General features: G+C 70.0%; 24 protein-coding genes and 1 pseudogene. 10 read left to right on the top strand and 15 right to left on the bottom strand.

Annotated features, from left to right (window positions below; genetic code table 11):
* The first annotated feature begins 19 nt into the window (after positions 1-19).
* Positions 20-454, top strand: a complete 435-nt coding sequence (locus tag ABZV40_RS29800) for a DUF2771 family protein (protein WP_355448673.1) — start codon at positions 20-22, stop codon at positions 452-454.
* Positions 455-647: 193 nt separating this feature from the next.
* Here ABZV40_RS29800 and ABZV40_RS29805 read toward each other — a convergent pair whose 3' ends face one another.
* The gene (locus tag ABZV40_RS29805; RefSeq protein WP_355448676.1) at positions 648-1,232 is read right to left on the bottom strand and encodes an HD family hydrolase; all 585 of its coding nucleotides are present in this window, start codon (positions 1,230-1,232) and stop codon (positions 648-650) included.
* 13 nt (positions 1,233-1,245) lie between these two features.
* Positions 1,246-1,635 (bottom strand): cold-shock protein, encoded by a 390-nt coding sequence (locus ABZV40_RS29810; protein WP_090055465.1) that lies wholly within the window; start codon positions 1,633-1,635, stop codon positions 1,246-1,248.
* A 125-nt stretch (positions 1,636-1,760) separates the two neighbouring features.
* Here ABZV40_RS29810 and ABZV40_RS29815 point away from each other — a divergent pair, with 125 nt between their 5' ends.
* On the top strand, positions 1,761-1,964 hold the full coding sequence (locus ABZV40_RS29815) for a hypothetical protein (RefSeq protein ID WP_355448679.1): 204 nt from the start codon (positions 1,761-1,763) through the stop codon (positions 1,962-1,964).
* On the opposite strand, the gene ABZV40_RS29820 is transcribed toward ABZV40_RS29815, so the two are convergent.
* Positions 1,936-2,553, bottom strand: coding sequence for an HAD hydrolase-like protein (locus ABZV40_RS29820; protein WP_355448682.1), 618 nt, complete (start codon positions 2,551-2,553; stop codon positions 1,936-1,938). The two genes, ABZV40_RS29815 and ABZV40_RS29820, sit on opposite strands and share 29 nt — an antisense overlap.
* A gap of 52 nt (positions 2,554-2,605) precedes the next feature.
* Here ABZV40_RS29820 and ABZV40_RS29825 point away from each other — a divergent pair, with 52 nt between their 5' ends.
* Positions 2,606-3,151: a TetR family transcriptional regulator gene (locus ABZV40_RS29825; protein WP_355448685.1), complete on the top strand. Its 546-nt coding sequence runs from the start codon at positions 2,606-2,608 to the stop codon at positions 3,149-3,151.
* Positions 3,152-3,164: 13 nt separating this feature from the next.
* On the opposite strand, the gene ABZV40_RS29830 is transcribed toward ABZV40_RS29825, so the two are convergent.
* Entirely contained in the window at positions 3,165-4,118 is a 954-nt protein-coding gene (locus tag ABZV40_RS29830) for a Gfo/Idh/MocA family oxidoreductase (RefSeq protein ID WP_355448688.1), read from the bottom strand.
* A gap of 22 nt (positions 4,119-4,140) precedes the next feature.
* Between ABZV40_RS29830 and ABZV40_RS29835 the strand changes: the two genes are divergently transcribed.
* A complete protein-coding gene (locus tag ABZV40_RS29835; RefSeq protein ID WP_355448691.1) occupies positions 4,141-4,515 on the top strand; it encodes a YccF domain-containing protein in 375 nt (124 codons plus the stop codon).
* A gap of 58 nt (positions 4,516-4,573) precedes the next feature.
* On the opposite strand, the gene ABZV40_RS29840 is transcribed toward ABZV40_RS29835, so the two are convergent.
* Positions 4,574-4,966 (bottom strand): VOC family protein, encoded by a 393-nt coding sequence (locus tag ABZV40_RS29840; protein ID WP_355448694.1) that lies wholly within the window; start codon positions 4,964-4,966, stop codon positions 4,574-4,576.
* Between the two features lie 116 nt (positions 4,967-5,082).
* Between ABZV40_RS29840 and ABZV40_RS29845 the strand changes: the two genes are divergently transcribed.
* The gene (locus ABZV40_RS29845; protein WP_355448697.1) at positions 5,083-5,559 is read left to right on the top strand and encodes a DUF3558 family protein; all 477 of its coding nucleotides are present in this window, start codon (positions 5,083-5,085) and stop codon (positions 5,557-5,559) included.
* On the opposite strand, the gene ABZV40_RS29850 is transcribed toward ABZV40_RS29845, so the two are convergent.
* From ABZV40_RS29850 to ABZV40_RS29865, 4 genes are read right to left on the bottom strand one after another with little or no spacing between them, the layout of a single operon-like run.
* Positions 5,556-7,151: an AMP-binding protein gene (locus ABZV40_RS29850; protein ID WP_355448700.1), complete on the bottom strand. Its 1,596-nt coding sequence runs from the start codon at positions 7,149-7,151 to the stop codon at positions 5,556-5,558. The two genes, ABZV40_RS29845 and ABZV40_RS29850, sit on opposite strands and share 4 nt — an antisense overlap.
* A 14-nt stretch (positions 7,152-7,165) precedes the next feature.
* Complete coding sequence (locus tag ABZV40_RS29855) at positions 7,166-7,951, bottom strand: metallophosphoesterase (protein ID WP_355448831.1); 786 nt, start codon at positions 7,949-7,951, stop codon at positions 7,166-7,168.
* A gap of 53 nt (positions 7,952-8,004) precedes the next feature.
* Positions 8,005-8,796, bottom strand: coding sequence for an HAD-IIA family hydrolase (locus tag ABZV40_RS29860; RefSeq protein WP_355448703.1), 792 nt, complete (start codon positions 8,794-8,796; stop codon positions 8,005-8,007).
* 3 nt (positions 8,797-8,799) lie between these two features.
* Positions 8,800-9,246, bottom strand: a complete 447-nt coding sequence (locus ABZV40_RS29865) for a MarR family transcriptional regulator (protein WP_355448707.1) — start codon at positions 9,244-9,246, stop codon at positions 8,800-8,802.
* A gap of 115 nt (positions 9,247-9,361) precedes the next feature.
* Here ABZV40_RS29865 and moaA point away from each other — a divergent pair, with 115 nt between their 5' ends.
* On the top strand, positions 9,362-10,420 hold the full coding sequence (gene moaA / locus ABZV40_RS29870) for a GTP 3',8-cyclase MoaA (protein ID WP_355448710.1): 1,059 nt from the start codon (positions 9,362-9,364) through the stop codon (positions 10,418-10,420).
* A 1-nt stretch (position 10,421) separates the two neighbouring features.
* On the top strand, positions 10,422-10,679 hold the full coding sequence (locus tag ABZV40_RS29875; protein WP_355448713.1) for a MoaD/ThiS family protein: 258 nt from the start codon (positions 10,422-10,424) through the stop codon (positions 10,677-10,679).
* Here ABZV40_RS29875 and ABZV40_RS29880 read toward each other — a convergent pair.
* Both ABZV40_RS29880 and ABZV40_RS29885 read right to left on the bottom strand, forming a co-directional pair.
* A complete protein-coding gene (locus tag ABZV40_RS29880; protein WP_355448716.1) occupies positions 10,643-13,033 on the bottom strand; it encodes a tetratricopeptide repeat protein in 2,391 nt (796 codons plus the stop codon). The genes ABZV40_RS29875 and ABZV40_RS29880 overlap by 37 nt on opposite strands.
* 22 nt (positions 13,034-13,055) lie before the next feature.
* Positions 13,056-15,482, bottom strand: coding sequence for a tetratricopeptide repeat protein (locus ABZV40_RS29885; RefSeq protein ID WP_355448719.1), 2,427 nt, complete (start codon positions 15,480-15,482; stop codon positions 13,056-13,058).
* Between the two features lie 452 nt (positions 15,483-15,934).
* Here ABZV40_RS29885 and ABZV40_RS29890 point away from each other — a divergent pair, with 452 nt between their 5' ends.
* Complete coding sequence (locus tag ABZV40_RS29890) at positions 15,935-16,579, top strand: transglycosylase family protein (RefSeq protein ID WP_355448722.1); 645 nt, start codon at positions 15,935-15,937, stop codon at positions 16,577-16,579.
* A 90-nt stretch (positions 16,580-16,669) separates the two neighbouring features.
* Here the strand turns inward: ABZV40_RS29890 and ABZV40_RS29895 are convergent.
* The 4 genes and pseudogenes from ABZV40_RS29895 to ABZV40_RS29910 all read right to left on the bottom strand — a co-directional run bounded on the left by ABZV40_RS29895 (position 16,670) and on the right by ABZV40_RS29910 (position 19,822).
* A pseudogene (locus ABZV40_RS29895) lies at positions 16,670-17,562 on the bottom strand (molybdenum cofactor biosynthesis protein MoaE).
* Complete coding sequence (gene moaC / locus ABZV40_RS29900) at positions 17,559-18,032, bottom strand: cyclic pyranopterin monophosphate synthase MoaC (protein ID WP_355448725.1); 474 nt, start codon at positions 18,030-18,032, stop codon at positions 17,559-17,561. Before moaC ends, ABZV40_RS29895 begins: the two are co-directional and overlap by 4 nt.
* 48 nt (positions 18,033-18,080) lie before the next feature.
* Positions 18,081-19,463 carry an NAD-dependent malic enzyme gene (locus ABZV40_RS29905; RefSeq protein WP_355448728.1) on the bottom strand — a complete coding sequence of 461 codons (1,383 nt, stop codon included), beginning with the start codon at positions 19,461-19,463 and terminating at the stop codon, positions 18,081-18,083.
* Positions 19,464-19,636: 173 nt separating this feature from the next.
* Entirely contained in the window at positions 19,637-19,822 is a 186-nt protein-coding gene (locus ABZV40_RS29910; protein ID WP_355448731.1) for a hypothetical protein, read from the bottom strand.
* A gap of 86 nt (positions 19,823-19,908) precedes the next feature.
* On the opposite strand from ABZV40_RS29910, the gene ABZV40_RS29915 reads away from it, so the two are divergent.
* Positions 19,909-22,161, top strand: a complete 2,253-nt coding sequence (locus ABZV40_RS29915; protein ID WP_355448734.1) for a helicase-associated domain-containing protein — start codon at positions 19,909-19,911, stop codon at positions 22,159-22,161.
* Between the two features lie 117 nt (positions 22,162-22,278).
* Positions 22,279-22,899: a hypothetical protein gene (locus tag ABZV40_RS29920; RefSeq protein WP_355448737.1), complete on the top strand. Its 621-nt coding sequence runs from the start codon at positions 22,279-22,281 to the stop codon at positions 22,897-22,899.
* The last annotated feature ends 91 nt before the right edge of the window (positions 22,900-22,990 follow it).

The following is a 22,990-nucleotide window of genomic DNA, read 5'->3' on the forward strand; positions in this document are numbered from 1 at the left end:
GCGTCGACTTGCTTCTGTAATGGCCGCCAGCGCCCTCGTGCTGACCGGCTGCGGCCTGCCGCAGCACGATCCCGAGGTCACGTTCCACGCGAACGGCAAGACCATCCGCATCGAACCGACGATCTACTGCAACGCCGTCGGCGACAACTGCGCCGAGAAGAACGCGCCCGGCACGCTGAAGGTGCCGCCGGGCAAGGTCGTGCAGATCTCGGTGGACGGTCAGCTCGCCGACGGCCTCTGGGAGGTCGTGTGCGTGTACGAGAACGCCGCCAAGGTGCAGGAGGGCTGCTCCTCGCCGTTGCTCGGCAAGGGCGACAACTTCTCCTACACCCTCGCCGTGCCGAACCAGAACGACCAGCTGCTGCGCATCGAGGTGCACGAGGCGGCCGGCGCGGTGCTGGCGTCCGGCCAGCCGCTGATGCGCGGTTCCTGGGTCGTCGACGTCGCTCGCTGAAAGCACGCGGGGAGCTTTCGTGCTCTCCTGGCGTACGCAAGGGCCCCGCGTGCGGTCAAGCAGCTGAGCAGGTAGCCGGAAGTCGTGTTCGCATCTCGCCGTCTGGTGAGGTGGATGAAGGGCGCCTTCCTCCACCTGGCGTGGATGAAGGCGCCCTTCATCCACGTAACTGCCCAGCAGGCGGGCAGGGCGGCTAGCGTTTGCCGAAGGCTTCCCACCACTCGCTGGGGACGATCCGCAGAGCGCTGTCCATCAGGGCCTTGCCGGTGTCGGTGACCACCGACGCCTGCATGGTCTGGATGAACCGCTCCATCTTCGTGATCCCCGCGGCCTGGTACTCCCGCGCCTGCAGCAGCAGTTCGAGCTTGTCGGCGTCACGGGAGCAGCGCGCTTCCGGCGTGTGGTCGATGTCCTTGGCGGCCTCGTGCTCGGCGACCAGCGCCTCGATGTGCGCGGCCAGCGGTGCGGGCAGGTGCCGCACCTGGTCGCGGGCCACTTCCTCCGGCCGCACCCGCACGTCGACGTAGAGCTTGCCGACGTACGGGATGTCGCCGATCCGCGTCTCCGGCACGTCGTGGAACAGGCCCAGCGTCGCCGACCGGTCCGGGTTCGCGCCCTCCTGGACGGCGATCGCGTACGCCAGCACACCCACCCGGAACGAGTGGGCGGCCACCGACTCGGGGTGCTGCACCCCGGCGAAGAGCCACCCCGCTCTGGGCAGGCGTTTGAGCTGGCCGACTTCGTACAGGAACTCGACGATCCGGTCCGCTTCAGACATGCGGCCGATCTTTTTACGGATCGAGGTCCCGCGCCACCGCCCGGACGACCTCGGCGATGAGCTTCATGTTCTTCTTGTCGGACGGGTAGCGGCCCCGGCGCAGGTCGGGCTGCACCTTGTTCTCGAGGAGCTTGATCATGTCCTCGATCAGGCCGTGCAGCTCCTCCGCGGGACGGCGGCGCGCCTCGGCGACGGACGGCGCGGGGTCGACCAGGCGCACGGACAGCGCCTGCGGGCCGCGACGGCCCTCCGCCATGCCGAACTCGATGCGCTGGCCGGCCTTCAAACCGGTGACACCCGGAGGCAACGCGGATTTGCGGACGTAGACGTCCTCGCCACCGTCCTGGGTGACGAACCCGAAGCCCTTCTCCGTGTCGTACCACTTGACCTTGCCGGTCGGCACTGCGCTCACCATTCCCTTGCTTGAAGCACAACGAACGCGCCCCAGGCGTACCCAGGACGCGTCTCACCAGAGTAGCCAGAAGACCTTGCCGAGGGCACCTCCGTTAGCGCGACTACCCTGCTCCCATGACCGCTTCGAAGATGTTGCCGCTGGCTGTCGGCCTGTTCGCCGTGGGCGTGCTGGCGATCGTCGCGGTCTTCGTGCTCTTCGCCACCGGCCACGGCGACCTGCCGGTGTGGCTGAACGTCGCCGCGACCTACCTGCCGGCGATCGGCCTGGCGCTCGGGATCGTCGCGGTGATCAGGAAGTCACGCCGGAAGAAGTCCTGAGCCAGTCCGGGAACTCCCGCAGGTCGTCCAGCACGACCGCGGCGCCCGCTCCCTCCAGCTCAGCCCGCGAACACGGCCCGGTCACCACACCGACGCCCAGCGCTCCGGCAGCCGCGGCACCCCGCATGTCGCCCACGTGGTCACCGACGTAGATCGCGGCCTCGTGCAGCTTGAGCGACTCGGCCTTGCCGGTCGACCACAGCTCGCCGTAGAGGTGGTCGACCTCCCAGCCCAGCGCTTCGAGGTGCAGCGCCGCGTTCTTGCGGTACTTGCCGGTCACGACCATCGTCCGGCCGCCCAGCTCGCGTACGCACTGCAACGCCGCGGCCGCTCCCGGCAGCGCGACCGTCGCCGGGATCACGACGTCCGGGTACAGCGCGCGGAAGAGCGTGACGAGGTCCGGGATCTCCTCCTCCGGCACGCCCATCTCGCGGTAGATCATGTCGAGGGGCGGGCCGAGGTTCGACGCGAAGTGGTCGCCGTCGAGGTCGTACCCGGTGCGGGCACCCACCTCGTACATCACCGCCGCCATGCCCGGTCGCGGGTCGATGAGGGTCATGTCCAGGTCGAAGCCAACGGTGAACGGCACAGAACCCAACTCTACGTCTATACAAAATCCATATCTGTGTAAAGCTGATCGAGTGAGTGACATCACCGAGCTCTTGCTGGACGCGGCCGCCGACCTCCTCGCGGCCCGCGGGTTCCACGGGTTGCGCATGATCGAGGTCGCCAGTCGCGCGGGGGTGAGCAGGCAGACCGTCTACAACGAGTTCGGTAACAAGGAAGGGCTCGTCCAGGCCGTCGCGGCGTGGCGGACCGAGGAGTACCTCTCCGGGATCGTCACCCGGCTGCGGCAGGACCCGGACCCGTGGGAGGCGATGCGGTCGGCGTTCCGCTTCACCTTCGAGCAGACCGAGAAGGACCGCCTGGTCTCCGCCGTGCTGACCGGGCAGGACGCCGAGGACCTGTTGCCGTTCCTGACGATCCGCGGACATCCCGTGCTGTTCCACGCGACCGAGGTCGTCGAGCGGCACCTCAGCGAGCACTTCCCCGGCAGGCACGTGCGGCTCACCGCGGAGACGACCGTGCGGCTCGCGCTGAGCCACCTGCTGATGCCGAGCGGCGACCTCGACAGCGCGATCGACGCCGTCGTGACAGTGGCTCGTGCCACGCTGGAGACGTGCTGACCGCAGCGCTGATCTACCTGACGGTGTAGTCGACGCCCAGCTGGTGCAGGGCCTCTTCCAGCGTGCGCATGACTTCCAGGGTGTTCTGCCAGGTGATCGCCGGGCTTTCGGTGAGCCCGGCCGCGATGCACTCCTCGACCGCGCGGATCTGGTGCGTGTAGCCCTCGTCCTCGATGGTGTGCTCGACGCCGTTGATGACCGCCCTGGTGGCGTTGAACATCGGGTCGGCGATGTCGATGCGCCCCTCGGTGCCGAGGATCTCCGCCTCGGAGCCGAGGTTCGCGACGAGCGAGCAGCTCAGCAACGCGTGGACGCCACCGGGGTAGCCGAGCAGCAGCCCGGCATCGGTGTCCACATCGGACGGTGCCTTGCCGCCCCACGCGCGGATCTCCAGCGGAACCCCGAGGAGCATGTGCGCGAAGGCCACGGGGTAGACGCCGAGGTCGAGCAGCGCACCGCCGCCCGCCTCCTTCGCCCACAGCCGGTCGTTCGCGTCGAAGGGGTGCGCGAAGCCGAACGTCGCGCGGACGGACCGGACCTCGCCGATCTCGCCGTTGCGCACGGCCTCGTGGACCTTGCGGATCAACGGGTTGAACCGCGTCCACATGGCTTCCATGAGGAAGAGGTTCTTCTTGGACCGGGCCTTTTCGATCATCTCCTCGGCCTGCGCGACCGTCAGCGCGAAGGCCTTCTCGCACAGCACGTGCTTGCCGGCCTCCAGCGCGGCGAGCGCGACCTCGTGGTGCTGGCCGTGCGGGGTGGCGACGTAGACGACCTCGACGTCCGGATCGGCGAGGAGCTCGTGGTAGTCGCCGTACGCGCGCTCGATGCCGAACCGCTCGGCAAACGCTTGCGCCCTCGTGACGTCCCGCGACGACACCGCGAGGACCTGCACGCCCTCGACCTTCAGCATGTCGGCGGTCACGGTCTGCGCGATTCCGCCGGTTGCGATCACACCCCACTTCATGACGTGAGCTTAGATTGGAGGTATGCGCCTCATCCTGAACGTGATCTGGCTGGTGCTCGCCGGGTTCTGGATGGCCGTCGGCTACGCGGTCGCCGGCCTCATCTGCTGCATCCTGATCATCACGATCCCGTGGGGCATCGCGTCGTTCCGCATCGCGAACTACGCGCTGTGGCCGTTCGGCCGCGAGGTCGTCGACAAGCCCGGCGCGGGCACCGGGTCGTTGCTGGGCAACATCATCTGGATCATCGTCGCCGGCCTGTGGCTCGCCATCGGCCACATCATGACCGGCATCGCCCTGTGCGTCACGATCATCGGCATCCCGCTCGGCCTCGCCAACTTCAAGCTGGTGAAGGTCTCGCTGGTGCCGCTGGGCAAGGAGATCGTCGAGGTGCCATGAGGGTCTTCCGCTCCTCGTCGGGGCGAGGAGCGGAAGACCTCTCATCGGGCACTCACCGTCAGGCCTCCTCGCCCAACAGCTCGTGCAGGCACAGGATGTTGCCCTCGGTGTCGGTGAACCACGCCGCGCGTTCGGTGCCCATCACCGCGATGTGGTTGACGGTCTTGAAGTCGGGCAGGTCGTAGTCCTCGAAGTGCACGCCCCTGTCCTCGAGCTCGCGGATCTCGTCCTCGAGGTTCGGCACCTCGAAGCTGAGGACCGTGTGCGCGGTCTGGGCGCCCTTCTCCGCAGGCATCAGCCCCAACGCGTCGCCCTGGCCGAGCGCGAAGATCCGCGTGCCGTCCGAGGCGGTGGTGATGGGCTTGAGACCGAGCTTGTCCGCGTAGAAGTGCCCGGCCCGCTCGGGGTCTTCGACGGGCAGCATCGTCGTGGTCCTGGTGGCGGTGAGCATGCGCGCCTCCTTCGACGGAATCCCACGATGCTGCGCGCGTCACACCGCGTTCGCAAGAGGCCTTTCACCCCTTCGTGACCTGCGAGGATTCCTGATTCGCGGCACGATTTCGCTCCGTGAACACCCCACGCCTCGTCGTGCTCACCGTCGCCTTCGGACTGTCCGGCTGCTCGCCCGCGGCCACCCCGGTCGAGCCGTACGCACCGGTGTCGACCACACCCGCCGACACGCCCGCGTGCCGGCTGTTCGACCCCGCCCAGCTCACCGCGCACCGGTTCAAGAACGGTTACGCCAGCGGTTCGAGCTGCTTCTGGGGCGCCGACGACGTGGGGCCGATGATGGTCAGCCTCCGCGCGGGCGTCACCCCTGAGCAGTACCTCGCGAAGCCGGACGGGTTGAAGACGTCACCGATCACGATCGGGCGGCACTCCGGGCTGCGCGCCGAGAACGCCACCGGTGCCGGCACGTGCAGCGTGGTGCTGACGCACCCCGACGGTGTCGCGGCCACCTCGATGCTCACCGCGGCCGGTGGCAGGGCATGTGAGATCGCGGAGGACGTCATGAAGGTGGTCGAGCCGAAACTGCCGTCCTAGGCGTGCTTCGCGCTGTCGTCGAGGTTCAGCAGCTCCACGGCCCTGGCCCGCATCTCCACCTTGCGGATCTTCCCGGTGACGGTCATCGGGAACTCGTCCACCACGTGCACGTACCGCGGGATCTTGTAGTGGGCCAGCTTGCCGGTGCAGAACTCGCGGACGGCCTCGGCGGTCAGCGGTGCGGCGCCCTCGCGCAGGCGGACCCACGCCATGAGCTCCTCGCCGTACCTGGTGTCGGGCACGCCGATCACCTGGGCGTCGAGCACGTCCGGGTGCGTGTAGAGGAACTCCTCGATCTCGCGCGGGTAGATGTTCTCGCCGCCGCGGATGACCATGTCCTTGATGCGCCCGGTGATGTTCACGTAGTCGTCGTCGTCCATCACCGCGAGGTCGCCGGTGTGCATCCAGCCCGCCCGGTCCACCGCCTCCGCCGTCTTCTCGGGCTCGTTCCAGTAGCCGAGCATGACGGAGTAGCCCCGCGTGCACAGCTCCCCCGGCACCCCGCGCGGCACCGTGAGGCCCGTTTCCGGGTCGACGATCTTGACCTCCAGGTGGGGGCCGACCCGGCCGACCGTGCCGACGCGGCGGTCGAGCGAGTCGTCGACGCGCGTTTGCGTTGACACCGGGGAGGTTTCGGTCATGCCGTAGCAGATCGAGACCTCGCGCATGCCCATGCGGTCGACGACCTGCTTCATCACCTCGACCGGGCACGGCGAGCCCGCCATGATGCCGGTGCGCAACGACGACAGGTCGTAGCCGTCGACGAGGTCGAGCATGGCGATGAACATCGTCGGCACGCCGTACAACGACGTGCAGCGCTCTTCCTGAACTGCGGCAAGGGTTTTCGCTGGGTCGAACGCCGGTGCCGGGATCACCACGCACGCGCCGTGGCTGGTGGCGGCGAGGTTGCCCATCACCATGCCGAAGCAGTGGTAGAACGGCGGCACCACGCAGATGCGGTCGCGCTCGGTGTAGTTGATCAGCTCGCCGACGAAGTAGCCGTTGTTGAGGATGTTGTGGTGCGACAGCGTGGCGCCCTTGGGGAAACCCGTGGTGCCGGACGTGTACTGGATGTTGATCGGGTCGTCTCGGTCCAGCTCGACGTCCGGGATCTCGTCACCGGTCCACTGTGGATCGTCGACGAACACGACGTTCCTCAGCTCGGGGCACCGGGGGCGGACCTCGGCGATCATCGCCTCGTAGTCGGAGGTCTTGAACGTCCGCGCGGACACCAGCGTGTGGATGCCCGCCTGGTTCAGCACGTACTCCAGCTCGTGCACCCGGTAGGCGGGGTTGACGTTGACCAGGATCGCGCCGATCCGGGCCGTCGCGTACTGCACGAAGACCCACTCCGCGCAGTTCGGCGCCCAGATGCCGACCCGGTCGCCCTTGCGCACGCCCAACGTCGTCAGCCCGGCTGCGGCTTTGTCGACCTCACGTGCCAGCTCCGCGTACGTCCACCGGCGATCTGCGGCCTTGTCGACAAGTGCCTCGCGGTCGCCGAAGCGCGCGACGGTCGCGGCGAAGTTCGCGTGGATCGTGTCGCCCAGCAGCGGGGCGGCGGACGTGCCCGAGGAGTAGCTGGCGGTCATCCACCAGACGGTAGTCAGGCTTGCGCGTATGGCAAGGGGACGACCAGGCACGGGCCGCCGCTGTAGAGGCCCGCGTCGATCGCCAGGACCTTGTCGTCGGCGTACACGAGCGGCCCGTCGATCTGCTCCGGCGGCACCCCGAGCTGGTCGGCGATGACGCTGTGGCCGTGCACGATCTTGCTGCCGCCGAGGGTCGTGAGCAGCTCGTCCGCGATTTCCGGTCCCTGCGGACCGCGGAACGCGTAGCGGGTGGTCATCTTGCGCCAGCACTCCCACCAGTCGGCGAGGTCCTCGCCCTTGAGCACCTGGCGGACGGCCTCGTTGACCTCCTCGATCGAGGACCCCCATTCGAGGTAGGCCGCCGTGTCGGAGTGCATCAGCAGGTGGTCGTCGCGCAGCTTCAGCACCGGTCTGGACGTCAGCCACTCGACGTGGGCGTCGGTCAGCCGGTCCTGGTCGCTGCGCAGCCCGCCGTTGAGCAGCCAGCTGCGCGCGAACGACCGCGGCCCGACGCTGTCCGGCACCTGCTCGTCGCCGAACCGGTGCATGCCGAGCAGCAGCACCTCGTGGTTGCCGATCAACGAGTTGACCACGCCCCCGACGGCGGCCGCCTCCTCACCGAGGCGTATGACCAGATCGATCACACCGACGCCGTCGGGACCGCGGTCCACGAAGTCGCCGAGGAACCACAGCTCGGACTCGCCGCCCGTCCAGTGCCCCTCCTCGTCGCACAGTTCGGCGACGTGCAGGGCTCTGGTCAGTTCGGCGAGGTGCCCGTGCACGTCGCCAACGACGTACATCGAGCGTCGATCCGTGTCCACGTCCGCGACGATAAGCGATTACCACTCGCGAGTCAGTGGCCAGTCCAGTCGCCGAACGGGTCCTGGGAGTGACCGACCAGCTCGGCGATCGACTTCAGCACGCGCGTCGGCCGGTACGGGTACATCTCGGCGTGCTCGGAGGTGAAGATCCCGGAGAGCACGAGGATCGTGGACAGGCCGGCCTCCAGGCCCGAGCGCACGTCGGTGTCCATCCGGTCGCCGATCATGAGAGCGTTCTCGGAGTGCGAGCCGAGTGCGCGCAGCGCCGACCGCATCATCAACGGGTTCGGCTTGCCCACGTAGTAGGGCTCGCGGCCGGTGGCGCGTTCGATCAACGCCGCCACGGCGCCGGTCGCGGGCAGCGAGCCCTCGCGGGACGGGCCGGTCGCGTCCGGGTTGGTCGCGATGAACTTCGCGCCCTCCTCGACCAGGCGGATGGCCTTGGTGATCGCGGTGAAGCTGTAGGTGCGGGTCTCGCCGAGCACCACGTAGTCCGGGTCGCGGTCGGTCAGCACGTAGCCGATCTCGTGCAGCGCGGTGGTCAGGCCGGCCTCGCCGATCACGAACGCCGAGCCGTTGGGGCGCTGCGAGTCGAGGAACCTGGCGGTGGCCAGCGCGGACGTCCAGATGGACTTCTCCGGGATGTCGAGGCCCGTGCGCTGCAACCGCGCGCGCAGGTCCCGTGGCGTGTAGATGGAGTTGTTGGTGAGCACGAGGAACGGGGTGTCGGCGGCGCGCAGCTCCGCGACGAACTCGTCAGCGCCGGGGATCAGGTGCTCTTCGTGAACCAGAACACCGTCCATGTCCATCAAGTAGTGCCACATGGCCTAAGTATCGATCACGCGCTTGCGGAACGTCTCGATCTGGAGCTGGAGATAACGCTCGATCACCTGCAGCTCGTCGGCGTCGAAGTGGCCGAGCACCTCGACCAGGCTCTGCCGCGCCGCCTCGAACAGGTGCCCGAACTTCGCCAGGTCGGCCACCGTGACCTCGACCAACACCTTGCGGCGGTCGTGCGGGTCACGGACACGGCGGACGAATCCGGCACGCTCCAGGCGGTCGATCACGCCCGTGACGGCACCGGTGGACAGGCCGGACAGCTCGGCGATTCGACCGGCCGTGACGGGGCCACCTGCCCGCATGACGAGATCGAGGCACTTCTCGTCGGTCGCGGACAGACCCATCTGCTCGGCGACCTTCGTGTGGAACATGACGGTGAGCGCGCTCTGCTCCCGCATGTACCAGGTGAACCTCTCCAGCGCCTCAGGTTCCATGTCGAACATCTTAGCTTCTAAGACAATTCCTTGTGACAGTGCTCCAAACGGGCGGAACGTGAGAAACCTCGTTGTTGGAGGCATCCACAAGAGGATGTTGATTACCCTGGTAGAGGTGACAGCAGTGGACCTGGGACTACCCGTCGTGCGTGGTACGCCGGACGCGTCCGCGCGCCCCGACACCCCGCTGCTGGTCGACAGGTTCGGCCGGGTCGCGACAGACCTCCGCGTCTCCCTGACCGACCGCTGCAACCTGCGCTGCACGTACTGCATGCCGGCCGAGGGCCTCGACTGGCTGCAGAAGGACGAGCTGCTGACCGACGCCGAGCTGATCAGGTTGATGCGGATCGCGGTCGTCGACCTGGGCGTCACGGACATCCGGTTCACCGGCGGCGAGCCGTTGCTGCGGCGCGGTCTGGAGCACGTCATCGCCGCGACGGCCGAGCTGGAGCCCCGCCCGCGCATGTCGATGACGACGAACGGCATCGGGCTGGCGCGCAGGGCGAAAGCTCTGAAGGACGCCGGCCTGAACCGGATCAACGTCTCGCTCGACACCCTCGACCCGGACCGCTTCGCCACGCTGACCAGGCGCGACCGCATCACGGACGTGCTGGACGGGTTGGACGCCGCACGCGAGGCGGGCCTGGAACCGGTGAAGGTCAACTCCGTGCTGCTGCGCGGCGTCAACGAGGACGAGGCCGTCCCGCTGCTGCGGTTCTGCGTCGAGAACGGCTACCAGCTGCGGTTCATCGAGCAGATGCCGCTCGACCCGCAGCACGGCTGGACGCGCACGAACATGGTCACGGCCGACGAGATCCTCACGATGCTCTCGACCGCCTACACGCTCACGCCGTCGGAAGCCCCGCGCGGTGGGGCACCGGCCGAGCGCTGGCTGGTCGACGGCGGTCCCGCGACCGTCGGCGTGATCGCGTCGGTGACCAGGCCGTTCTGCGCCGCCTGCGACCGCACCCGGCTCACCTCGGACGGCCAGATCCGCAACTGCCTGTTCAGCCGGACCGAGACCGACCTGCGTCGGCTGCTGCGCGACGGCTCCCCCGACGCCGCGGTCGCCGACGCCTGGCGCGCCACGATGTGGGCGAAGGCGGCCGGTCACGGCATCAACGACGCGGGCTTCCACCAGCCCGACCGCCCCATGAGCGCAATCGGAGGGTGACGTGACGGCCGTGAAGATCAGGTACTTCGCGGGGGCGCGAGCCGCGGCCGGGGTCGCCGACGAGGACCTGCTGCTCGACTCCCCCGAGCCCACCGTGGCGCTCGTGGTGAGCACGATCGGCGAACGGCACGGCGACAAGCTCGGCAAGGTGCTCGCCGCGTCCAGCTTCCTGCTGGACGGCGTCGCGGTGCGCGACACGTCGACACGGGTGCCCGCGGGCGCTCAGCTGGACGTGCTGCCGCCGTTCGCGGGCGGCTGAGCGGCCAGGAACGCCTCCGCCCGGGCGACGACGGCATTCTGCTCGCGCGCCCGAGCCAGCTCCAGCGCCTCCCCGGCCGCGGTCACGTCGCCGGCCACCTCGGCCAGGACCAGCAACGCCTGCGACTCCAACAGCAGGTCGTCACTGGCACGCACGTCCCGCACCAGTTCCTCGGCCAGCGCCCGGTCATGCCTGGCGAGCTCCAGCTGTGCCCTGCGCCGGCCGAACGGGTAGTCGACGCCGTCCGCCAGCTCGATCGCCTTCTGCGGGTTCCCCAGCAAGATCAGCGCCAGGATCTCGGCGTGGGCGTCCTCGACCTTCCGCGCCGCCTCGATGCTCGCCAGCGCCAAGGTCCGCGCCTGCTCCTGGTCACCGGTCTTCATCGCCACTTCGGCGAGGTTGAGCAGCACCATCGGCGTCGAGAACGGTGCCGCCATCGTCCCCTGGTAGACGTCCAGCGCGGCCTTGAGGTGCCGCCGCGACTCGTCGAACTCCCCGAGCTCCAGGTGGGCGACACCGAGGCCCTCGGAGGCGGCAGCGATCTTGAGCACGAGTCCGTGTTCCTCCGCCAGCCGCCTGGTCTCCTCGAACAGCCCGATCGCCCTGCGCAGCTCACCGCGGATGCCCAGCATCGAGCCCAGATTGGTCAGCACGGTCACGTGCAGGTCCAGGTAGTCGCTGGACATCCGCCGCGCCTCTTCGAGGTCCGCCACCGCACCGGCGAGATCACCGAGGTGCCACCTCACCATGCCCGTGTTGTTGAGCAACGTGGCCCGCATGTGATCAGTCGTGGCCAGCTCGGCCGCAACGCCGTAGGTCTTCAGCGCCTCGGCGTGCTCGCCCCGGATCTGCTGGAGCTGACCGAGCCCGTTGAGCATCGCCGCCTCGCGGACCACGTCACCCGCCGCACGCGCCGACGCCAGGCCGGCGGCCAGCACCGCGGCCATCTCCGACCGGTAGCCGTGCGAGGTGAGGTAGGGGCGCAACAGGTCAGCGAGCTGGCTCGCGAACGGATGCGGCGCGACCTGCACCGCCGCCACGAGCACCGAACGCTTCGCGTCGAGCCACGCACGCGCCTCGTCCGCGGTCTCGAACGAACGCCCCTCGACGTCGACCGGCAGGGGATCCAGCCGTTTCATCGTCGGATAGACGAGCTCGGCGGCCACGCGCGCGGTGGCCAGGTAGAAGGACAGCAACCGGCGCAGGGCGGGTGCCCCTTCCCCACCCGCCTGTTCGGAGGCGAAGAGCCGGATCAGGTCGTGCAGCTGGAACCGTTCACCGGTCTTCTGCACGAGCCCGGCGCGGGCCAGCACGTCCAGCAGCCTCGCACTGTCCTCTGTGGACACGTTCCCGATGACGGCGGCCGACCGCACGCCGAAGTCGGTTCCGGGGTGGACGCTCAGCAGGCCGAACAGCCGGCGCGCGTCGTCCGGCAAAGCCTTGCAGGACAACGAGAACGCCGCCCGAACGGCCGCGTCGCCCTCGATCTCCAACGCGTCGAGCCTGCCGTCACCCCGCAGCTCGGCCAGGTAGTCGGGCAGATGGCGGTCGGTGAGGTGCGCGCCCGCGATCCGCAGCGCCAGGGGCAGGTGCGCGCACAGCCTGATCAGCTCGGCGCGGTCGTCCGGTGACCCGCCGATCTTCAACCGGTCGAGCAGCGCGCCTGCTTCCTCCTCGGCCAGCACGTCCAGCCTGACCTGGCCGGCCAGGTCGTTGCGGCTGGTCACGATCGCCGAGCAGCCCTCGACGCCCGGCACCAGCGGGCTCAGTTCGGTGGCGTTGTCCAGCACCACCAGCACGCGGCGGCCGCGCAGCTTCGACCGGTAGAGCTCGAACTGCTCGTCGAGGTCGAGCGGCACCCGCTCCGGCGGCACGCCGAGTGCGCGCAGGAACCGGCCGAGCGCCTGGTCGACGGTGACCGGCGGGCTCGTCGCGAACCCGCGCAGGTCGACGTGCAGCTGACCGTCCGGGAACCGGTCGCGGACGCGGTGCGCGAGCTTGATCGCGAGCGCGGTCTTGCCGACGCCGGGCGGGCCGGTGATCACGACGACCGGTGCGTCCGCCGAGGACAACGCGGCGAGCTCCGCCTCCCTGCCGACGAAGTCCGGCAGGTCGGCCGGCAGCTGGGACGGACCGGGCGCACGTACCAGGAGCCGGTAGGCGGTCGCGTCCGTGACGATCTCGTCCTCGGTGGACCGCCGCAGGCGGCGCATCAGCGAGCGGAGGGCTGGAAGTGGTTTGGCCGGCGGGTCGTCGCCCCAGACCGCCTGGACGAGATCGGTGAACAGCACGGGCTCGCCCGCGCGGGCGGCCAGCGCCCGGTGCAACGCGGCCAGCCGCGTTTCCCCAGTCATGACGAGGGATCGTAGAACCGGCTCAGCCGTTCGCGGGCGGCCCGGCCAGCCTCCGTTCCCAGCCCCTCCGCCCGGTCTCCCGGGCCAGCTCCAGTCCGCGCAGCCGGCACCGCTCGGCTTCCGCCTCGTCGCCCACGGCTCGGTGCACCTCGGCGAGCTCGGCCAGCGCGGGCACCAGCCGCACCCGCAGCTGTCCGCGCTCCGCGGCCGTCACGGCCTCGACGGCGCGCTCGAACGCGTCGGTGAGGTGCCCGAGCGCACGCTGGGCCGCGGCGAGGCCGGTCAGCGCGTCGACCTCGCCCCGCAGGAAACCGACCTTGCGGCTGAGCATGAGCCCCTGCTGGTGGTGCTCCACCGCTTCTTCGGCCCTGCCCTGCGCGCACGCCACGAGGCCGAGCGTGTTGTGCGCGTCCGCCTCGGACTTCGGGTCATCGCTCCCGACCGCCAGTTGCAGCGATCGAAGCGCGTGGTCGGCCGCGTCGGCGTACCGGCCGCGTTCCAGCTCCACCAACCCCCGCGTGTCGAGCATGCGGGTGATGAACACGGGTCCCAGCGTCGGGTCGGCGAGCCGCACCTCGAGCGCGTCCAGCTGCTCGGCGGCCCGTTCGGCGTCGCCGGTGAGGAGGTGGCCGTCGGCGAGATGCCCGATGGCGAACGCCTCCCCCACCGGGATGCCCTGCTCGGCCGAGAGCCGCGCGACGTCCCGCGCGTACGACATGGCGACGTCGAGGGGCCCGAGATCCATGTGGATGCCGCTGAGGTTGAACAGCGCGGGCGGGATCTCGCCGAGGATCCGCACCGACTCGCGCAGGGCGTCGGCGGCCGCGGTGAGCCTGCCGTACTCCCAGTTCACGATGCCGAGGTTGATCAGCAGCGCGCCCAGCGCCTGGTCGTCACCGAGCTCGCGGGCCAGCTCCACGCCCTGTTCGAACTCGGCCAGCGCCTCGGCGAACTGACCGCCGCGCCAGTGCGCGAGGCCGAGCGAGCCGCGCATGGCGGCCTCTGCGGTGCGGTCCCGGTGCAGGCGTGCGGCACGCAGCCCGATCTGCGCCGTGGCGACCCAGTCGACCAGGTGGCTGTGGAAGTAGAAGTAGGCCCGCATGGCGTCCGCGAGCAGCCAGGCCACCGGTTCGCCGGGCGTCGCGAAGACCGCGGCCACGACACCGGCCCGTTCCGCGTCGAGCCACGCGAGGGCCTCCGGCGTGGCGCCGAGGTCGTGCCGGGGCACGCCGTCGGCGATCGGGGGCAGCGGCAGCCGGCGGAACTCCGGGTGCAGCGCACGGCCGGCCGCGTCCGCGTTGACCAGGTAGTAGTCGTACAGGCGGCCGAGCTCGGCGGTGCCGAGCCGCATCGCGTAGATGCGGAGCAGGTCGTGCAGCGAGTACCGGTCCCCCGCACGGTGCACGAGGTTCGCGTCGACCAGCTGCCCGAGCGCCGCCGTCGCGTCCTCGCCGAGCAACGCCGTCGCGCCCGCGGCCCCGAAGTCCGGGCCCGGCACGTGCCCGAGCAACCGGAACAACCGCCGCGCGGTCGCGGACTGCGCGCGGTAGGACAGCTCGAAGGTCGCCCACACCGCCGCGTCGCCCTCGATCTCCAGCGCGCCCAGCCGATCGTCGCCGCGCAGCTCGGTGAGGTAGTCGGGCAGGTGGCCCTCGGTGACGTTCGCGGCGGCGATGCGCAGCGCCAGCGGCAGGTGCCCGCAGAGCCTGGCGAGCTCGGCCCGCTCGAACCGGCTGCCGCCGATGCGCAGGTGCGCCAACAGGTCCTGCGCCTCGCCGTCGTCGAAGACGTCGACCTTGAGCTGCTCGTGCTCCGGCAGGTCGGTCCGGCTGGTGACGATCACCCGGCACGAGGGTCCGGCCGGCAGCAGCGGGCCGATCAGCTCGCGGGTGGCGTTGTCGATCACGACCAGCACCGCGAGGTCCGCGGTCATCCGCCGGTACAGCTCCGTTTGCGCGGCCAGGTCGACCGGGACGTCCGCGGCACCGAGCGCACGCAGGAACCGCGCCACGGCCTGTTCCGGCGTGACGGGCGCGCCCGGAGAGAAGGCGCGGAGGTTCACGTAGAGCTGGCCGTCGGGAAACCGCTCGCTCAACCGGTGCGCGAGGTGGACCGCCAGCGACGTCTTGCCGACACCGGGCGGACCGGTGATCGCGAGCACCGGCGCGGCCGAGTCGAGCGCGGCCTCGATCTCGGTCGTGCGGCCGACGAAGTCCGGGAGGTCCGCGGGCAGCTGGCGGGGCCCCGGCTTGCGCGGCACGAGCCGGTAGCCGGACGGTTCGGTGATCACCTGGTCGGTCACGCGCAGCCGTTGCACGAGATTGCGCAACGCACCCCGCGGGTTCGACGGCCGGTCGTCCCCCCAGACGGCCTCGATCAGCTCGTCGAACGACACCGGCTGGCCGGGCCTCGCCGCGAGCGCGGCGCGCAACACGTCGATCTTGGTCATCTGCCGCTTTCGGGTTTCTCGTGTCGTTGTCCCCCGGTCGAACGGTAGTCGCGGGAGCGTCCCTCGACCGTGAGGGGCGTGTCCCCGATGGCCCAACGCGCGTGAGCCACGCCTCACTTTGCGTGATAGATCTCGACCGATCTCAGAATGGAAACGGACCGATAACGACGGGTCTGAGCTGCTGTTTTGTAGGCTCTGCACAACGTTCCAAAACGTTACTGTGATGCGCCTCACACAGCCAGACGTTTGGTGGGCCCGCCGTCGGTTACGTACCGTCGCTCCTCGGCTGGCCCCGACCGGCCACGAGCTAGACCGGAGAACCGAGCACCGAACCCAGTCCGAGGGTTCTCCGGAACAACCCCGAGCGAGAGACACCGCCGGACTGGGACGCAGGGACGTACCGGGCCCCGAACCCGAGTCCCTGACCGCAGGTGCGGTGGACCGAGAGGCACATGGCTTTCAACCGAGGCAAGCAGGGCAAGCAGGGTTCCGCCGCTCGCACTATCGCCAAGGTCGCGGCTGTCGGCATCATCGCCGGCGCCCCTCTGGGCCTGGCCGTTGGCACCGCCAACGCCGCCCCTGGAATGGACTGGGACGCACTCGCACAGTGCGAGGCCAGTGGCAACTGGGGTGCCAACACCGGCAACGGCTTCTACGGCGGCCTGCAGTTCACGCAGGGCACCTGGAACGCCAACGGCGGTACTGGCAACCCGGCCAACGCCTCCCGCGAGGAGCAGATCCGCGTCGCAGAGAACGTGCTCCGCACGCAGGGCGCCAGGGCGTGGCCGGTCTGCAGCCAGCGCGTCGGCGCCTACGTGGGCAAGACCGCGCCGGCCCCGAAGCAGGCCCAGCCGCAGCGCAAGGCGCAGCCGCAGCAGCGCCAGGCCGCCGCGCCGGTGCAGCAGGCGCCGGCTGTCGTCCTCGCCGGTTCGACCTCGAACCCGAACGGCAACTACGAGATCAAGCCGGGCGACACCCTGTCGAAGATCGCCGACGAGAACAAGGTCGCCGGCGGCTGGCAGGCCATCGTGGAGAAGAACAAGGACTTCCTCACGAACCCGGACCTGATCTTCCCGGGCGCCAAGATCCTGATCTGATCGTGGTCGGCCCGTTCTCGGGCTGACGCAGGAACCAGGGATCTCACCGCTACCCCCCGGCGGTGAGGTCCCTGCCTGCGTTTTCGGGTGTCAGGGGCAGTTGACCCACTCGTCGTTGCCGTCCGAGAAGACCTGGCGCTTCCACACCGGAAGGCGGGCTTTGACCTCGTCGACGAGGTCTGCGCACAGCGAGAAGGCCTCCTTGCGGTGCTCGGCGGCCACGGCGCAGGCCAGGGCCACGTCGCCGATCTTCAGCGGACCCACGCGGTGGGAGACGGCGATGCCGTGCACGCCGGAGTAGCGGTCGGCCAGGGAGGCGACCACCTCGGCCACCACGTCCCCGGCGGACGGGTGCGAGTGGTATTCCAGCTCCAGGACCGAGCGGCCGCCGTCGTGGTCCCGGACCACGCCGGAGAAGGTGACCACGGCGCCTGCTCGGTCCGAGGTCACCAGGGCCGCGTGTTCTTCCACCGAGAGGGGGTCCTCGGTCACGACCGCCCTCAGCACGACACTCATTTGTGGTCACCTCCGCGCAACTGGTCCAGGGCATGCTCCACGACGGTGGCCAGGACGTCCAGGCCGTCTCGGACGCCGCCCGTCGAGCCCGGCAGGTTGACGATCAGGGTTCTGCCCGCGACACCGGCGACGCCTCGGGAGAGGACCGAGCCGGGGACGCGCGGCCAGCCGGACATGCGGATGGCGTCGGCCAGGCCTGGGACCTCGTAGTCCAGGACTGACCGGGTGGCTTCCGGGGTGCGGTCGGTCGGGTTGATGCCGGTGCCGCCGGTGGTGAGGACGAGGTCCGCACCCGACGCGACGGCGGAGACCAGTGCCTCGCGGACCGGATCACCGTCCGGCACGACCACCGGGTCCGAGACCTCGAAGCCGCGGTCCTGCAGCCAGGAGACGATCAAGGGGCCGCTGCGGTCGGGGTAGACGCCGGCGGCGGCTCGGTTGGAGGCGGTGACGACCACTGCCTTCACGGACGCTCCCACAGGCCCGACTTGCCGCCTTCCTTGCGTTCGACGCGGACGGCGTCCAGGGTGGCGGCCGGGTCCACGGACTTCACCATGTCGTGCAGGGTCAGGCCCGCCACGGAGACGGCGGTGAGGGCTTCCATCTCCACGCCGGTGCGGTCGGTGGTGCGGACCGTGGCCGTGATCAGGACCGAGTCCGAGGCCAGGGCCAGGTCCACCACCACCGACGACAGCGAGATCGGGTGGCACAACGGCACGAGCTCCCAGGTGCGCTTCGCGGCCATGATGCCCGCGATGCGGGCCGTGGCCAGGGCGTCGCCCTTGGGCAGGTCGTCGGTGCCCAGCAGCGCAACCACCTCGGCGGTCGTGTGCAGGATTCCGGTGGCCACGGCCGTCCGGGTGGTCTGCTCCTTGCCTGAGACGTCGACCATGCGGGCCGCGCCTTGTGAGTCCAGGTGGGTGAACTGCTTGGTCATACGGCGATCGTATGCCTGCCCACAGTGCGCGGCCCGTGCCGAAATCCCTTACGAAGTCGCCGCCTTGCGGACTGCTTCCGCCACGGCCGGAGCAACCGTGTTGTCGAAGACCGACGGGACGATGAACGACGCGTTCAGGCGGTCGCCGTCCACCACGTCGGCGATGGCCTGCGCGGCGGCCAGCAGCATCGCGTCGGTGATGGTGCGGGCGTGCGCGTCCAGCAGGCCGCGGAACACGCCGGGGAACGCCAGCACGTTGTTGATCTGGTTCGGGAAGTCCGAGCGGCCGGTCGCCACGACGGCGGCGTGCTGCTGGGCCTCCATCGGGTCGATCTCCGGGTCCGGGTTGGCCAGGGCGAACACGATGGCGTCCTTGGCCATGGTCGCGACCTGCTCCGCACCGAACAGGTTGGGCGCGGAGACGCCGATGAACACGTCGGAGCCGACCAGGGCGTCGTGCAGGCGGCCGGACTGGTTGTCCTTGTTGGTCGACGCGGCGATGGACTTGAGGTTCGAGTCCAGGCCGGGGCGGTCGCGGTGCACGATGCCGTCGACGTCCACGGCGATGATGTCGCCGGGCTCCTGCGCCAGCAGCAGGCGGATGATCGCGGAACCGGCCGCGCCGACGCCGCAGACCGTGATGCGGCAGTCCTTGATGTCCTTGCCGACGACGCGCAGGGCGTTGCGCAGCGCCGCGACGACGACGATCGCCGTGCCGTGCTGGTCGTCGTGGAAGACCGGGATGTCGAGCTTCTCGCGCAGGCGGGCCTCGATCTCGAAGCAGCGCGGCGCGGAGATGTCCTCGAGGTTGATGCCGCCGTACACGGGAGCGATGAGCTCGACCGCGCGGATGATCTCCTCGGTGTCCTGGGTGTCCAGGCAGACCGGCCAGGCGTCGACGCCCGCGAACTTCTTGAACAGGGCCGCCTTGCCCTCCATCACCGGCAGCGCGGCGGCGGGACCGAGGTTGCCCAGGCCCAGCACGGCCGAACCGTCGGTGACCACGGCGACGGTGTTGCGCTTGATCGTCAGGCGGCGCGCGTCGTCCGGGTTCTTGGCGATCGCCTCACACACACGCGCCACACCGGGCGTGTACGCGCGGGAGAGGTCGTCGCGGTTGCGCAGCGGCACCTTCGAGGAGATCTCGATCTTGCCGCCGAGGTGCACGAGGAACGTGCGGTCCGACACCTTGCGGACGACGATGCCGGGCAACGTCTCCAGGGTGTCGGTGATGTCCTTCGCGTGGTTCGCGGAAAGGGCGTTGCAGGTGAGGTCGATGACGACGCGGTCGTTGTGCGACTCCACGACGTCGAACGCCGTGATCACCCCGCCCGCGCGGCCGACGGCCGTCGTGAGGTCACCCGCGGCGCTCGCTGACGGCGGCGCCTCCAGGCGAACGGTGATCGAGTAACCAGGGCCGGGGACCGGCATCGTCTTCCTCCCACGAAGTGCAGCTCAAGCGGGAAGAGAGCCTATCCCCGGCTTCTTTGCGGTACTCATCCGACTCGACACTCTTAAGACCGCCCTGACAATGTGCACGCGGGGAGCTTTCGTTCACTCTGACCACACGAAAGGGCCCCGCGTGCGACAAAGCAAGCAGGGGGTCAGGACTTGTTGATCTCGGTGACCGGGTGCGTGTAGCCGAGGTCCTCGACCGGCAGCGGGAACGTCACCGAGCCGAACGGGGAGAGCGCACCCTGCGAGTCGCTGGTCAGTTCGGTGACGGGGTGGCCGCCGTCCGGGCCTTCCGGCCAGTGCGGGTCGACCCGTCCAGGGCGTCCTTTCGCCACGTTCTCCTCCTCGGTGGTGCCCAATGACGCGCACAAGTGTGACAGAGCACGATGAGATCTCCAGCGGCCCATATACCGTGGTGAGAATGTCCGGCATCACACTCGCCGACTGGCTGCGCGCCCGGGACGACGCCGCTCTCGTGGCACTGCTGCGCGCGCGTCCTGACCTGGCAACACCGCCACCTGCCGATATGTCCGTGCTCGCGACACGGGTCGGCACCAGGGCGTCGATCGCGCGTGCCTGCGAGGACCTCGACACGTTCACGCTGGCCGTGCTCGAAGGCCTGGTCGTGCAGGGTGCGGACACCGAGCCCGTGGCGTTGCCCACACTCGGCGCGGTGCTCGGGCCGGACGTGAAGCCGAAGCCGCTCAAGCAGGCCCTGGCGAAGCTGAGGTCCCTCGCGCTGGTGTGGGGTGACGACGACGCGTTGTCGGTCCCTCCGGTCACGCGGGAGGCGTTCGGCACGTATCCCGGCGGGCTCGGACGCGCGACCGGGCAGACGTACGACCTGCAGGGCATCACCGAGGGCGAGCAGCGGGTGCTGCAGAAGCTCGCCGCCGGGCCGCCCATCGGTGACACCAAGGACGCCTCACGGGTCGTGCCGCTCGACAAGGCGGAGACGCCCGTCCAACGGCTCCTCGCCCGCGGTCTGCTGCTGCGGCGCGATCCCGGCACCGTTGAGCTGCCACGAGAGATCGCGCTGCAGTTCCGCGGTGACAAACCACTCGGCCCGATCCAGGTCGCCGAACCGAAGCCGAAGACGAGCACCCTCCAGCAGTCAAGCATCGACGCCACCGGCGGCGGCGAGGCGCTGGAGCTCGTCCGGCACGTCGAGAACCTGATCACGAGCTGGTCGGCCGAACCGCCACCGGTGCTGCGGACCGGTGGCCTGGGCGTGCGCGAGCTGCGCAAGACCGCCAAGGACCTCGACGTCGACGAACGCCGCGCCGCGCTGCTGATCGAGCTGGTCGTCGGCGCCGACCTGGCCGCGAACACCGAGGCCGCCGAGCCGGAGTGGGTGCCGACGACGAAGGCCGACGTGTGGCTCGCCGCGACCGCCGAGGTCCGCTGGGCCACGCTCGCGCACGCCTGGCTGGAGCTGCCGCGGCTGCCCGCGCTGGTCGGCCGGCGCGACGAGAAGGACAGGCTCTTCACCCCGCTCGCGGACGAGATCCGCCGTGCGCAGGCACCCCGCGACCGTCGCTGGGTCCTGGAGGCGCTGGCCGCGTTCGGCAAGGGCACGGCGATCGCGGACCCCGCCGACCTGGCCGCGCTGCTCGGCTGGCGGGCGCCGCGCCGGGGCGGGCGGCAGCGCGACGAGCTGGTGCGCTGGACGGTCGAGGAGGGCACCGCGGTCGGCGTGCTCGCCCTCGGCGCGATCACCAGCGCGGGCCGCGTGCTGCTCGACGAGGGTCCCGGCCACGCCGCCAAGTCGCTCGGGGACGCCTTGCCGGCGCCGCTCGACCACGTGCTGGTGCAGGCCGACCTCACCGTCGTCGCGCCAGGCAGGCTCGAGCCCGAGCTCGCGGACGAGATGGCGCTCGTCGCGGACGTCGAGTCGGCGGGCAGCGCGACCGTCTACCGGATCAGCGAGGCCACGGTCCGCCGCGCCCTCGACGCCGGGCGCACCGCCGACGAGCTGCACGAACTGTTCAAGATCCGCTCACGCACGCCCGTTCCGCAGTCGTTGACCTACCTGATCGACGACGCCGCACGGCGCCATGGGAGGCTGCGCGGCGGCGCTGCCGGTTCGTTCCTGCGGTGCGACGACCCGGTGCTGATCAGCGAGGTCCTCGCGCACCCCGAGGCCGCTCGGCTGGAGCTGCGCCGGATCGCACCGACGGTGCTGGTCAGCCCGCTGCCGCTGGCGGACGTGCTGGACGGGCTGCGCTCGGCCGGGTTCGCCCCGGCGGCGGAGGGCCCGGACGGCCAGGTCCTCGACCTGCGACCGGGCGGCCGCCGGACCACGCCGCGGCAGCGGACCGCCCGAAAAGTGGCGTCACCCGCCGTGCCCGCCGACGAACGGTTGGGTGAACTCGTCCGGCTGGTCCGCGCGGGTGATCGTGCCGCCGCGACACCACGGGGTGAACGCGTGGCCGTCCCCGGACACCTCGGCGCCGGGCCGTCCGCCACCCTGTCGTTGCTCCAGCAGGCCGCGCGGGCGCGACGGAGAGTGCTGGTCGGGTTCGTCGACTCGCACGGCACGGCCGCACAGCGCGTGGTCGAGCCGCACGTGGTCGGCGGGGGTGTCCTCGAAGGCTACGACCACAGCTACGGAGAGGTGCTGAGGTTCCCCCTTCATCGCATCACGTCCGCCGCATTGGTTGACGAGGACTGACCGACCGTCATCCCCCGGTCGAACCGCACGTCCACCCTTGCGTGGCCAGAGCGCGACCTAGCGTCGAGTGGCGTGAGCGTTTCACGACGCTCGCTCGACGAAGGAGGAGCAGCGCAAATGGCCATCACCCGGTGGGCGCGTAGAGCCGTCCTCACCGCAACGGCACTGGCATTCGCCCTGCCGTTCACAACCGGAACAGCTCAGGCCGAACCGATCATCCAGGCCCTGGAAGACAACAACGTCAACGTCACGATCGGTCTCAGCAACAACAACGTCGACTCGGTGCCGGTCAGCCTGGGCACCCTGAACGTCCCGCTGTCCACCGGCGAGGGCTTCGACGTCAACGCCGGCGCACAGGCCGCGCTCGACATGGCGGCCGCGATGAAGGAAGCCATCCACTCCGGTCAGATCCCCGGCGTGAACATGGGCGCCGCGCACGTCCAGGCGGTCAAGGAGGTCGAGGCCGCGCCGCCACCGGCGGCTCCCGCCGTTGCCGCGCCACCGCCCGTTGCCGAAGTGGCGGCACCAGCGGCCGCACCGCAGGCCGCACCCGAGACCGCACCGGTCCTCGAGTCCGCCGTCACGGTCACCGACGAAACGGTGACGGTGACCGACGAGCCCAAGGGTGACGACGAAGGCGACGACGACGAAGCCGCCCCGTCGGGCTGCCCCAACATCACGGCCCTGGGCATCCTCAGCGTCTGCCTGCTGCCGAACCTGGTCCAGCTCCACATCTGACGAGCCGCACGCGGTGCCGGAAGGAGGTCATCACGACGGAGGCAACCCAGATCTGATCAGACCGCAACGACGAGGCGAGCGCCGCACCCGA

This window comes from Lentzea sp. NPDC004782 (assembly GCF_040609115.1).
Classification (GTDB): Bacteria; Actinomycetota; Actinomycetes; order Mycobacteriales; family Pseudonocardiaceae; genus Lentzea.